Genomic DNA, 12,157 nt, shown 5'->3' with positions numbered 1-12,157 from the left:
CCGCCCACTCGAAGTCCCGCGGGAACTAGACCAGTTCCGGCGTCTTCTCCACCGGTCCGGCCTCCGGGTCCGCGTCCTGCGCGCCGCCTTCGACGTGCTGCGCGGGCCGCCCCGGCAGCGCGAACATCAGCAGGAAGATCACGGCGAGCACGCCGACGACGTACCACAGCGAGTTGCTGAACGCGTCGGTGAACGCCTGCCCGACCTCGGTCGGCGCGAGGTGGTCGCCGATCGTCCCGAAGAACACCACGGAGACGAGGCCGAGGCCGAGCGCCGTACCCATCTGCTGCGTGGTGTTGATCAGCCCGGACGCCGAACCGGCGTGCTCGCGCGGCACGTCGGAGAGCACCGCGTCGGTCAGCGGGGCGACGATGAGGCCCATGCCGACGCCCATCACGACGAGCGGCAGCGCCATCTGCCAGGACGTGATCCCGGCGCCGTAACGTCCGGCCTCCCAGATGTAGATCAGCAGTCCGGCGATCATCGCCAGCGCGCCGGTCTGGAGCACCTTGCGCCCGAACCTCGGCACGAGCTTCTGCACGGAGATCCCGGCCGCAGCCGACACGGCGATGGAGAACGGCACCCCGGTCAGACCCGCGTGCAGAGCCGTCCACCCGAGGCCGACCTGCATGTACATCGTCCACACCAGGAAGAACACGCCGAGCGCGACACCGAAGACGACCTGCACGGCGATACCGGCCGCGAAGCTCTTCACCTTGAACAGCGACAGCTCGACCAGCGGCGAACCGTCGCGTCGCGTCTTGTACTTCTCGTACGCGACGAGCGCTCCGAAGACGAGGACGCTGGAGCCCATCACGACGTGACCCCACACGGGCCAGCCCAGCTCGCGGCCGCGCGTCAGCGGGTAGATCAGCATGAGCAGGCCGAGCGTGACCAGCACGACGCCGACGAGGTCCAGCTTGAGGGCGCGGGGCGCCTTGGACTCGCTGATGAACCTGCGGCCGAGGAGCAGTCCGGCGATGCCGACCGGCAGGTTGATCAGGAAGATCGGGCGCCATTCGAGACCGAACAGGTTCCACTCGGTGAGCAGCGCGCCGAGCAGCGGGCCCGAGACCGCGCCCAGGCCGACGATCATGCCGAAGAGGCCGAAGACCTTGCCGCGCTCCTCCGCGGGGAACGTGGCGTGCACGATCGACAGGACCTGCGGCACCATCATCGCGGCCATGCCGCCCTGGAGGATGCGCGAGGCGACCAGCATCTCGGGGTTCGCGGCGAAGCCGCAGAGCGCCGAGGCGAGCGTGAAGCCGGCGATCCCGATCAGGAAGAGCCGCTTGCGGCCGTAGATGTCGCCGAGCCGCCCGCCGGTGATCAGGCCCGCGGCGAACGCCAGCGCGTATCCGGCGGTGATCCACTGGATCTGGCTCACGGTGGCGCCGGCGTCGCGCTGGATGGACGGGATCGCGATGTTGACGATCGTGACGTCGACCAGGTCCATGAAGGCGGCGGTCATCACGATGGCCAGGGCGAACCAGCGTCGCCTGTCGGGGGTGGTCACGGGTGAAGTCATACGGGGAGACTAGGAGGCATGTAGGTCACACCATGTCCTAGATGGCGCGCACCCTGGAATCTCCCGATAACGAATGCGCCGCGAAAGCCACAAGCGAGGGCGCCACGAGCGGGACGGACACGATGACGGGACGCGAACGAGAGGGGACGCACCATGACCACCGACACCCCGGCCCGGCTGCTTCAACTGCTCTCCCTGCTCCAGACCCCGCGCGAGTGGCCCGGCGGCGAGCTCGCCGCGCGCCTGAGCGTCTCGCGGCGCACGGTGCGCCGGGACGTGGACCGGCTGCGTGATCTCGGCTATCCGGTGCAGGCGTCGATGGGCGCGGAGGGCGGCTACCGGCTGGTCGCCGGCAAGGCGCTGCCCCCGCTGGTCCTGGACGACGAGGAGGCGGTGGCGATCGCGGTCGGCCTGCGGGCCGGGGCGGGGCACGCCGTCGAGGGCGTGGAGGAGGCGTCCGTACGGGCCCTCGCCAAGCTGGAGCAGGTGCTGCCCTCGCGGCTGCGGCACCGGGTCTCCACGCTCCAGGCCGCCACGATGCCGCTGACCGGCGGGGACGGCGCGTCCATCGCGACGGAGACGCTCACGGTCCTCGCGTCGGCGACGGCGGGGCAGGAGCGGCTGCGGTTCCGCTACCGCTCGGGCGACGGCACGGAGTCACGCCGTCTGACGGAGCCGTACCGGATGGTGTCCACGGGGCGGCGCTGGTATCTGGTGGCGTACGACATCGACCGGGACGACTGGCGCACCTTCCGCGTGGACCGGGTCGAGGAGCCGTTCGCCACGGGCGCGCGGTTCGTTCCGCGGGAGCTGCCGACGGGGGACGCGGCGGAGTATCTGCGGCGGTCCATGTCGGGGCGCGGCCGGCCCTCGTACGCCATCGACGTGACGTTCGAAGCGCCGGCGGACTTCGTGGTGGCGCGGCTGCCCTCGGCGCTGGGCGCGCCCGAGGCGCAGCCCGACGGGACCTGCCGGCTGCGCGCGACGGCGACCGACTCGGTGGAGTGGCTGGCGCTGCGGCTCGCGCTCGTGGACTGCGAGTTCACGGTGCACGGGCCGGATGAACTGGCGGACTACCTGAGAGAGTTGAGCAGCCGTCTGGCCCGCGCCACGGACGGGCCGGTGACATCCGGCCCGTCCGGCGCTTGACGACGAGCGGCGCGGGGGGTTGGGGGCGGCGCCCCCGGAACCTCACGCGGCGGCATCGAACCCGGTGTCCCGAGCCAGCTTCTTCAGCTCGAGAAGAGCGTGCTTCTCGATCTGACGGATCCGCTCGCGGGTCAGCCCGTGCTCCTTGCCGACCTCCGTGAGCGTGCGCTCACGGCCGTCGTCGATCCCGTACCGCATCTTGATGATGGACGCCGTGCGCTGGTCGAGGCGTCCGATGAGGTCGTCCAGCTCCTCACTGCGCAGCAGCGTGAGGACGGACTGCTCGGGCGACACGGCGGACGTGTCCTCCAGGAGGTCGCCGAACTGGGTCTCGCCCTCGTCGTCCACCGGCATGTTCAGTGAGACCGGGTCGCGGGCCCAGTCCAGGACGTCGACCACGCGCGCGGGCTTGGATTCGAGCTCGGCGGCGATCTCCTCGGGCTCGGGATCCCGCCCGTTCTTCCGGTTGAACTCGCGCTGCACGCGACGGATGCGCCCCAGCTCCTCCACCAGGTGGACGGGGAGCCGGATCGTGCGTGACTGGTCGGCTATCGAGCGCGTGATGGCCTGCCGGATCCACCACGTCGCGTACGTGGAGAACTTGAAGCCCTTGCGGTAGTCGAACTTCTCGACCGCGCGCACCAGGCCCGCGTTCCCCTCCTGGATGAGGTCGAGGAGCGGGAGACCGCTCCTCGGGTAACGGCGCGCGACGGCCACGACCAGGCGCAGATTGGACTTGATGAAGACGTCCTTGGCCCGCTCACTCGCGGCGACGAGCGCTTCGAGCTCCTCGCGGGACGCCTTGCCCGCGGCTTCGCTCTCCGCCTCGCCGTCGAGGATCTGCCGGGCGTACACGCCCGCCTCGATGGTCTGGGACAGTTCGACTTCCTTGGCAGCGTCCAGCAGCGGTGTACGCGCGATCTCGTCGAGGTACATGCCGACCAGGTCGCGGTCGGCGATCTCGCCGCCTACGGCGCGAACACTGCGTCCGCCGTCGGTCTCGCCGGAGACGGCGGACTTACGACGGGCGACGGCACGGGTTGCCATGCGTGCTCCCTTGCGATGGTGGGCGGGGGCCTGCGGTGGACAGGTCCTGTGGTCCTGTGGTGTGGCACACCCTCCCGGGTGCCCTGCATCCGATGGAAACAACGACTGGAATCCGGACAGAATTCCCAAGCGGACCATCGATTTTCGTGATCATGCAGTACCCTGTGCCGCCACCGGCCGGATACGGGGAGGTCCACAGCGTGACGGAGTCCACAGAAGTGCTGGTCAGGCCTGGCGGCGAAGCGGATCTCGACGCTCTCACCGACCTCTACAACCACTATGTGCGTGAGACGCCGATCACCTTTGACACGGCCGCCTTCACCCCGCAGGAGCGCCGTCCTTGGCTGCTCTCCCACCTTGAAGACGGCCGGCACCTGCTGCTGGTTGCCCAGGAGCGCGATTCCGGCCGCATCCTCGGCTACGCGACCTCGGGCCCCTTCCGCGCGAAGGCGGCGTACGACACCTCGGTGGAGGTCAGCGTCTACTGCGCGCCCGACTCGGGCGGCCGCGGCATCGGCACCCTGCTCTACGACGCGCTCTTCGAGGCGCTCGCGGGCGAGGACGTCCACCGCGCGTATGCGGGCATCACCCAGCCGAACGAGGCCTCGGTCCGCCTGCACGCCCGATGCGGCTTCACCCACGTCGGCACGTACCGCGAGGTCGGCCGCAAGTTCGACCGCTACTGGGACGTGGCCTGGTACGAGAAGCCGCTGAACGGGGTCTGAGCGGCGCGGGTGAGTGCGCCTGTCGGCCCGGGGCCCAGAAGCGCCCCCGAAGGGGCGCGGGGAACCGCGCGACCAGCCCCGCAGCCCCGCACCCGACACTCACTAACCGAACTGCACCGACCGCTTCGCCAGCCCCATCCAGAACCCGTCGATCACGCTCCGCTGCGCGTCCAGCTCCCCGGCCTGGTCCGCCGCCCCCATCGCCACGAACAGTGGCGCGAAGTGTTCGGTCCGAGGGTGCGCCAGCGCACCCGCCGGGGACTTGTGGGTGAAGTCGAGCAGACCGTCCACGTCGCCGCTCTCCAGGGCACGGTGCCCCCAGTCGTCGAACTCCGCCGACCAGGCCGGGATCCCGCCCTGCCGCAGCGCGGCGAGGTTGTGCGTGAAGAAGCCCGAGCCGACGATCAGGACCCCCTCGTCACGCAGCGGCGCGAGCTTGCGCCCGATGTCCATCAGCTTCTGCGGGTCGAGCGTCGGCATGGAGATCTGCAGGACCGGGATGTCGGCTCCGGGGTACATCTCGACGAGCGGGACGTACGCGCCGTGGTCGAGGCCGCGGTCCGGGATGTCCTGGACGGGGGTGCCGGGTCCACGCAGCAGCTTCCGTACGGAATCGGCCAGTTCGGGGGCGCCTGGGGCCTCGTACCGCACCTGGTAGTAGTGCTCGGGGAAGCCCCAGAAGTCGTACACGAGCGGCACGGTCTCGGTGGCGCCGAGGGCGAGCGGGGCCTCCTCCCAGTGCGCGGAGACCATCAGGATCGCCCTGGGGCGCGGCAGTTCGGCCGACCACGCGGCGAGCTGGCCGGTCCACAGGTCGTCGTCGGCGAGCGGCGGCGCGCCGTGGCTGAGATAGAGGGCGGGCATACGCATGGCGACACTCCTGGATGACGTGACCCTGGATTACTTGAAGTCTCAAGCTATACCAACAGGGTAGCTCGGGGTTGTTTAATCTTCAAGAAGGAGGTACGTACAGTGGAACCCATGACGACGGCACGCACCCAAGCCCCTCGCTGGCTCTCGGACGAGGAACAGCGCACCTGGCAGGCGTATCTCCATGCGACCACGCTGCTGGAGGACCACCTCGACCGCCAACTCCAGCGGGACGCGGGCATGCCGCACATCTACTACGGGCTGCTCGTCCAGCTCTCCGAGGCGCCGCGCCGGCGTCTGCGCATGACCGAGCTGGCCATGAACGCGAAGATCACCCGCTCCCGCCTCTCCCACGCCATCGCGCGCCTGGAGAAGAACGGCTGGGTGCGCCGCGAGGACTGCCCCTCCGACAAGCGCGGCCAGCTGGCGTGCCTCACGGACGAGGGGTACGAGGTCCTGACGCGGACGGCGCCCGGTCATGTCAGCGCCGTCCGGCAGGCGCTCTTCGACCGGCTCTCCCCGGAACAGCAGAAGTCCCTCGGCGAGATCATGAGGATCGTCGCCGAGGGACTTCAGCCGAAGGAGGCGGGGGCGGATCTCCCCTGGCTCCGGTAGTGCCCCGCGTCTTCTACGGGGTCAGTGCGCGATCACCGGGATCTGCACCTCGTCCTGAGCGCCCTCCGTGGAGCCGGAGGCCTTCGGGGCGGCACTGCCCGGGACACCCGTGTTGATGAGGGTGAGGGCGATCGTCGCCGCCGCGGCCAGGATGCCGACGGCCCACCAGATGGCGTGGGTGTAGCCGTTCACCATGGCCTGCGCCTGGAGGAGCTTGGGGTTGGTGGCGCCGGCCGCGTGCGCGGCGACGTAGGCGGTGGTCGCCGACGCGGCGATCGTGTTCAGCAGGGCCGTGCCGATCGCTCCGCCGACCTGCTGCGAGGTGTTGACCATCGCGGAGGCGACACCGGCGTCACGCGGCTCGACACCGTGCGTGGCCAGGGACATGGCGGGCATGAACGCCGTACCCATGCCGAGGCCGAGCAGCAGCTGCGCCGGCAGGATCAGGAACGGGTACGAGGAGTCGATCTCCAGCTGCGTCAGGATCAGCATGCCGAGCGCGGCGACCAGGAAGCCGGGGCCCATGAGCAGCCGCGGGCGGACCCGGGTCATCAGCCGGGCGCCGATCTGCGTGGAGCCCGTGATCATGCCGACGATCATCGGCAGGAACGCGAAGCCGGTGGTCACCGGCGAGTAGCCGCGGACGACCTGGAGGTAGTACGTCAGGAAGAGGAACAGGCCGAACATCGAGATGACGGCGAGACCGAGCGACATGTAGACGCCACCGCGGTTGCGGTCGAGCAGGACGCGCAGCGGCAGCAGCGGCGAGCGGACCTTGGACTCGGTGAACACGAACGCGAGCAGCAGCACGGCGGAGGCCACGAACATGCCGACCGTCGTGGCGTCGGACCAGCCGTTGGACTCGGCGCGCGTGAAGCCGTACACGAGGGAGACCAGGCCGAGGGTCGACAGGACGACGCCCGGGATGTCGAGCGACGAGCGGTTGCGGGAGCCGGCCGGCTCACGGATGACGAAGTAGGCACCCGCGGCCGCGATGATCGCGAAGGGGATGTTCACGAAGAACGTCCAGCGCCAGTCCAGGTACTCGGTGAGGAAGCCGCCGAGGATCAGGCCGACGGCGCCACCGCCACCGGCGATCGCACCGTAGATGCCGAACGCCTTGGCGCGCTCCTTGGCGTCGGTGAACATCACCGCGAGCAGGGAGAGCGCGGCGGGCGCGAGCAGCGCGCCGAACACGCCCTGGAGGGCGCGGGCGCCGAGCATCATCGCCTCGCCCTGGGCCGCGCCGCCGAGCGCGGACGCGAAGGCGAAGCCGAGCAGGCCGGTGACGAAGGTCCGCTTACGGCCCCACATGTCGGCGATCCGGCCGCCGAACAGGAGCAGTCCGCCGAAGGCGAGCGCGTAGGCCGTGATGACCCACTGCTTGTTTCCGTCGGAGATGCCGAGGTCCTGCTGGGCCCACGGCAGCGCGATGTTCACGATGGTCGCGTCGAGCACGACCATCAGCTGGGCGAGCGCGATGAAGACGAGCGCCTTCCAGCGCATGGGGTCTGCCTTGGGCAGATCTATTTTTGGCAAGGGGGTAGCCACTGCGGCACTCCAAGTCTCAAATAAGCGTGAAATATCGGGTGTTACGGAAGCTGCTGAGGATGCTTGTGGGCTCCGCCGACGAGCCGGCGACGGCGGGGCGCGGGGTGGATCAGGCCTGCCGGAGGTCCTCCAGAGTCGCGGGCGCACCCGGAAGCTCCGAGCGGGCCGGTGCCATCAGGCCGTCGAGGAACAGCTGCAGATGACGGTGGACGAAGCGGTCGATGCCGAGGCAGGCGATGCCGGGCAGCGGCCGGGTGAGCTGGGAGAGGGCGACCATCAGATCCCCGACGGCGATGTCGGTGCGCAGCTGACCGGCCGCGCGGGCCCGCTCCATGAGGCCCTCGGTGCCGGCCTCGAGCCGGTCGCGGGCGGCCAGCAGATCGGGATGGTCCTTGTCGAAGCCGGCCGTGAGCATCGGGCACAGGGCGCCGATCCGCTCGTCGGCGGCCGCGTGCACGAACGTGCGCAGGGCGCCGAAGGAGGCGTCCGGGTCGGCGTCCGCGACGGCGAGCGCCCGTTCGGCGTGTTCGGTGACGCTGTCCATGACGGAGAGGACGACGTGCCGGAGCAGGTCGGCGCGGTCCGCGAAGTGCCGGTAGACCGTGGCGTTGCCGACGCCCGCGCGGCGGGCGATCTCGTCGATCGGCACCTCGGCCCCGAACTCGACGACCATCTCGCGCGCGGCGGCGACGATCCGCTCCCGGTTGCGCAGGGCGTCGGCGCGCGGCTTGGGCACGCGCTTTCCCGTCGCGGGTGCGGTGGTGGCTGCGGCGCTCACGATTCTGGCTCCTTCCGGCGGACGTTGCGGTCATTCTCCGTTGCCTGCAAGTTCCGGGGAATCGCTCCCCGTTTCGTGCGGACACAGGGCTAAACGGGGAAGGCGTCCCCGGTTATTTCCCGCCATTCGTGTGACCTGAGTCACATCTTTGGAAAACCCCACGATCGGCGCACCCAGCGAGCGACCCGGAACACCCCGTCACAGGGTGATCGAAGGACGCAGCCCGCTCCCGGAGCTGCCGGGGACCGAGGGCGAGGCGATCTCATTGCGGCACCGCATACGCAGGGCCCGGCGCAGCGCGGGGCTCGCGGGGCTCGCCGCCGTGGCCCTCGCCGTCACCACCTCTGCGAGTACGGGCCGCTTCATGGAACAGTCCCCGTCCCCGTCCAGCTCGGGCTCCACGTCCCGATCCCGGCCGGCCGCGCTGAACCCCTGCATGATCCAGGGCGCACTGGGCGTACAGATGTCGGAGAGCATGCCCACACAGGCGGGTTACGCCCGATCCACGGGCACCGTCCACGCCCTGAACCTCATGGTCGACTTCCCCGACGCCCGCGGCCAGGGCCCCGCGCTCGACCGCCTCGGCGAGTTCTTCCCGCAGACCCGGGACTGGTTCCGCACCGCGTCGTACGGGAAGCTCGACTACCGTCCGGAGGCGCCGATACGGCACTGGCTGCGCATGCCGAAGACGTTCGCCGCCTACGGGATAGAACGGGGCGCGCCCTTCGACCCCGGCTACCGCGACCTCATCGACGACATCGTGGCCAAGGCCGACCCGGACGTGGACTTCCGCGACTACGACCTCGTCAACATCCTGGTCACCCCGAACGCCGGCCCCTCGGCCCTGGACACGGTGCTGTCCGTGACGTTCGCCGGCAACCACGATGCGCCGGTCGCCGACGGCGTCCCGATCGCCAACGCGTCGTTCGTCTACAGCCGCCAGGACGACGGCTCCGGCTCGTACGCCGAGACCGGCTACCGCGTACTCCCCCACGAGAACGGCCACACCTTCGGCCTGCCCGACCTCTACACCCAGGACGGCGGCGGCGCCGTCGGCCACTGGGACATCATGAGCGAGGACTGGGGGGCCGACAACGACCTCCTCGGCTGGCACAAGTGGAAGCTCGGCTGGCTCGGGGACGACCAGATCAGCTGCGCGTCGGCGCATGGCACGAGCGAGCACGTACTCTCCCCGCTCGGCCGCCTCGGCGGCCTGAAGCTCACCTTCGTACCGCTCACCGCCAAGACCGGGTACGCGATCGAGGTCCGCACGCGCGCGGGCAACGACGAGGCCGTGTGCCGGCCCGGCGTCCTCATCTACCGGGTCGACGCCGGAGTCGACACCGGCGACGGCCCGATCACCGTCGAGGACGCCACCAAGGACAGCGGAGGCTGCACCCGCAGCCCGAACGTCCACGCGGAACTCTCCGATGCCGCCTTCGCCCCCGGCGAGACCTTCAAGGACCCCAGGACAGGGGTGAAGATCAAGGTCGCGGGGGCGGATCCGAAGGGGGACTACCGGGTGCTGGTCACGCGGAAGTGACCTGGCCTAGGCGGGGGCAGCCGGGGTACCCGGCGCCGGGCGGACGGCCTCCCCCACCGGCCCGCGCAGTTCCCGCTTCAGGAGCTTGCCCGTGGCGTTGCGCGGAAGCGGGGCGTCCCGCAGGAGCACATGCGCCGGGACCTTGAACGCCGCGAGCGACTTGGCGACGTGCGCCCTGACCGCGTCGGCGTCCAGCTCCGACCCGGGCCGCACCTGCACGACCGCGGCGACCTCCTCGCCGAGCACGGGGTGCGGCACGCCGAGCACCGCCGCGTCGAGGACGTCCGGATGGTCGTGCAGGACGGCCTCCACCTCCACGCAGTACACGTTCTCGCCACCCCGGATCACCATGTCCTTGATCCGGTCGACCACGCTGACCCGCCCGTCCCGCAGCGTCGCCAGATCCCCGGTCCTGAACCAGCCCTCCGGCGCGAACGCCGCGGCCGTCGCCGCCTCGTCGCGCCAGTAACCGCGGATCACCGACTGCCCGCGCAGCCACAGCTCCCCCACCTCGCCGTCGGCGACAGCCTCGCCGCCGGGCCCGGCGACCCGCACCTCCAGGGCGGGCGCGGGCCTGCCCACACTCTCCGGGTGGGCCCGGTACTCCGCACCGAAGTTGGCGGTGACCCCGCCGAGCGTCTCGGTGAGCCCGTATCCGTTACGGGGCTCCACGCGCTCCCCGAACCGGGCCGTGAGCCGGGCCACCAGGTCGGGCGGCGCGGCGGCGCCCCCGGTGTTGAACATGGCGAGCGTCGGCATCTCGTCGCCCGCGGCCTCGGCGGCTTCGAGCAGTTGCAGCGCGGTCGCGGGCACACCGCCGTAGTTGGTGATCCCGTGCTCGCGGATCGCCTGGAGCGCCTTGTCCGCGTCCCACTTGCGCAGCAGGACGAGCGTGCCGCCCGCCGCCATCGCCGCGTAGAACCCGGTGAAGGCGGCGACATGGAAGAAGGGGAAGGTGAGCAACGCGACGGGCGCGGGCCCCTGCCCGGGAATCTGCCCGCGCCGCAGAGCCGAAAGCGCCGCAAAATAACGGGGGTTGGCGATGGCACCGACATGCGCGCGGTGCGTGGCGACGGCCCCCTTGGGCCGCCCGGTCGTCCCTGAGGTGTAGATGATGGTGGCGTCGTCGTCGGGTGTCACGTCGACGTCGGGCGGCCCGAGCGCGGGATCGGCGGCGGGCAGGTCCTCGTACCGCTCGACGCGGTCGCCGGGGAGGTCTCCGTCGTGATGGAAGACAAGGGTCCAAGGCCGCCGCCCCTCCCCCTCCGCCCCGTCCAGCCACGGCTGGACGCGCTCCAGCCGCTCGCCGTCGACGAGGAGCACGCCCGGCTCGCAGTCGTCGAGGGCGTACGTGAACTCGCCGGCGGTCCACCACGCGTTCAGCGGAACGGCGACCAGGCCCGCCAGCTGGGCGGCCCAGAAGGCGATCTGCCACTCGGGGTGGTTGCGCATGGCGACCACGGCGCGGTCGCCGGGCCGCAGCCCGTACACGTCCACGAACCGGCGGGCGAGCCCGGACGCCTCGGCGAAGAACTCCCCGTAGGTGAGCCGCCCGCTCCCGGCGATCAGGAAGGGCGTGTCCCCGTAGGCCCAGGTCGTCTCGACGAACTCGCGCAGGGTGCGCGGCCCGTCGGCGTACTCGAGCCCACCGCTCTCGCTGCGCACGACGGCGAAGGGCGCACCGGGTGAGGTGAGCAGGTCGACAGCGGGGTCGGCGGGTTGCGGCTCCATGGACAAGGCCCCTTCCAACTGGCCGGACACGATCTACGGGCGTTCACGATCTACGGGCGTTCCCGATCCGCAGGCGTTCACGATCCGCAGGCGTTACGGACGCTACGTCGCCGGGGACGCGTGCCACAGGGGGATCCCGAGATTTCCGCGAGCCCTCGCGTCGGCCACCTCGACGCACGCCCGAACCGGCCTCGGCCCGGACGGCGAAACACGAGCGAGCCCCGACGATCGCATCCGCTACCCTGTCAGTGGTCGCACGCCTTCGTAGCTCAGGGGATAGAGCACCGCTCTCCTAAAGCGGGTGTCGCAGGTTCGAATCCTGCCGGGGGCACCGACGCAGAGGCCCCGGGCCGATCATGGTCCGGGGCCTTTGGTATCTGCTTCTGAACCCACGCTCAGGGCCCCGCGTCGGGTCCGCGCCGAGCCGTGCGACGGCTGAGTGCGGCCGATGAATGGCGACGCCACGGGCATCTCGGTCCAGGACGACAGAGTCGGCGAGCAGGGCGAAGGCGAATTCCGGCCCGGCGGTCAGGCAGAAGGCGGCGTCGGTGCCGGAGGCCGGCAGCAGGGTGGCGATGACCTGCGACGCGAGGACGTCGGCGACTCGGGCGAGCGAGGTG

Annotated in this window: 10 protein-coding genes and 1 tRNA gene; 5 read left to right on the top strand and 6 right to left on the bottom strand. The window is 70.7% G+C overall.

Annotation, left to right across the window (positions count from 1 at the left end; translation table 11 throughout):
* Positions 1-25: 25 nt before the first annotated feature.
* A complete protein-coding gene (locus tag OG456_RS20885) occupies positions 26-1,528 on the bottom strand; it encodes an MFS transporter (protein ID WP_266563182.1) in 1,503 nt (500 codons plus the stop codon).
* A gap of 153 nt (positions 1,529-1,681) precedes the next feature.
* Between OG456_RS20885 and OG456_RS20880 the strand changes: the two genes are divergently transcribed.
* Entirely contained in the window at positions 1,682-2,677 is a 996-nt protein-coding gene (locus OG456_RS20880) for a YafY family protein (RefSeq protein WP_266563180.1), read from the top strand.
* Positions 2,678-2,719: 42 nt separating this feature from the next.
* Here OG456_RS20880 and OG456_RS20875 read toward each other — a convergent pair whose 3' ends face one another.
* Positions 2,720-3,724, bottom strand: a complete 1,005-nt coding sequence (locus OG456_RS20875) for an RNA polymerase sigma factor RpoD/SigA (RefSeq protein WP_266563178.1) — start codon at positions 3,722-3,724, stop codon at positions 2,720-2,722.
* A 200-nt stretch (positions 3,725-3,924) separates the two neighbouring features.
* Between OG456_RS20875 and OG456_RS20870 the strand changes: the two genes are divergently transcribed.
* Positions 3,925-4,449, top strand: a complete 525-nt coding sequence (locus OG456_RS20870; protein WP_266563176.1) for a GNAT family N-acetyltransferase — start codon at positions 3,925-3,927, stop codon at positions 4,447-4,449.
* 102 nt (positions 4,450-4,551) lie between these two features.
* On the opposite strand, the gene OG456_RS20865 is transcribed toward OG456_RS20870, so the two are convergent.
* Positions 4,552-5,319, bottom strand: coding sequence for a class III extradiol ring-cleavage dioxygenase (locus OG456_RS20865; RefSeq protein ID WP_323136342.1), 768 nt, complete (start codon positions 5,317-5,319; stop codon positions 4,552-4,554).
* A gap of 102 nt (positions 5,320-5,421) precedes the next feature.
* On the opposite strand from OG456_RS20865, the gene OG456_RS20860 reads away from it, so the two are divergent.
* The gene (locus tag OG456_RS20860) at positions 5,422-5,934 is read left to right on the top strand and encodes a MarR family winged helix-turn-helix transcriptional regulator (protein ID WP_266563174.1); all 513 of its coding nucleotides are present in this window, start codon (positions 5,422-5,424) and stop codon (positions 5,932-5,934) included.
* Between the two features lie 21 nt (positions 5,935-5,955).
* Here OG456_RS20860 and OG456_RS20855 read toward each other — a convergent pair whose 3' ends face one another.
* A complete protein-coding gene (locus OG456_RS20855; protein ID WP_266563172.1) occupies positions 5,956-7,440 on the bottom strand; it encodes an MFS transporter in 1,485 nt (494 codons plus the stop codon).
* Between the two features lie 154 nt (positions 7,441-7,594).
* On the bottom strand, positions 7,595-8,266 hold the full coding sequence (locus OG456_RS20850; protein ID WP_266569361.1) for a TetR/AcrR family transcriptional regulator: 672 nt from the start codon (positions 8,264-8,266) through the stop codon (positions 7,595-7,597).
* A 262-nt stretch (positions 8,267-8,528) separates the two neighbouring features.
* Between OG456_RS20850 and OG456_RS20845 the strand changes: the two genes are divergently transcribed.
* Positions 8,529-9,806 carry a M6 family metalloprotease domain-containing protein gene (locus tag OG456_RS20845; RefSeq protein ID WP_266569360.1) on the top strand — a complete coding sequence of 426 codons (1,278 nt, stop codon included), beginning with the start codon at positions 8,529-8,531 and terminating at the stop codon, positions 9,804-9,806.
* Between the two features lie 6 nt (positions 9,807-9,812).
* On the opposite strand, the gene OG456_RS20840 is transcribed toward OG456_RS20845, so the two are convergent.
* Complete coding sequence (locus tag OG456_RS20840) at positions 9,813-11,537, bottom strand: class I adenylate-forming enzyme family protein (RefSeq protein WP_266563170.1); 1,725 nt, start codon at positions 11,535-11,537, stop codon at positions 9,813-9,815.
* 258 nt (positions 11,538-11,795) lie between these two features.
* Between OG456_RS20840 and OG456_RS20835 the strand changes: the two genes are divergently transcribed.
* Positions 11,796-11,868: transfer RNA gene (locus OG456_RS20835), tRNA-Arg, on the top strand.
* The last annotated feature ends 289 nt before the right edge of the window (positions 11,869-12,157 follow it).

This window comes from Streptomyces sp. NBC_01446 (assembly GCF_026340095.1).
Lineage (GTDB): Bacteria > Actinomycetota > Actinomycetes > Streptomycetales > Streptomycetaceae > Streptomyces > Streptomyces aureus.
Note: the sequence above shows the minus strand (reverse complement) of the source record. Positions and strands in the feature narration are given on the sequence as shown.

What these genes read in the sequence shown, in the direction of transcription:
- OG456_RS20885 (WP_266563182.1), bottom strand. Translation starts at nt 1,528, where the DNA reads ATGACTTCACCCGTGACCACCCCCGACAGGCGACGCTGGTTCGCCCTG.
- OG456_RS20855 (WP_266563172.1), bottom strand. Translation starts at nt 7,440, where the DNA reads ATGCGCTGGAAGGCGCTCGTCTTCATCGCGCTCGCCCAGCTGATGGTC.
- OG456_RS20840 (WP_266563170.1), bottom strand. Translation starts at nt 11,537, where the DNA reads ATGGAGCCGCAACCCGCCGACCCCGCTGTCGACCTGCTCACCTCACCC.
- OG456_RS20875 (WP_266563178.1), bottom strand. Translation starts at nt 3,724, where the DNA reads ATGGCAACCCGTGCCGTCGCCCGTCGTAAGTCCGCCGTCTCCGGCGAG.
- OG456_RS20865 (WP_323136342.1), bottom strand. Translation starts at nt 5,319, where the DNA reads ATGCGTATGCCCGCCCTCTATCTCAGCCACGGCGCGCCGCCGCTCGCC.
- OG456_RS20880 (WP_266563180.1), top strand. Translation starts at nt 1,682, where the DNA reads ATGACCACCGACACCCCGGCCCGGCTGCTTCAACTGCTCTCCCTGCTC.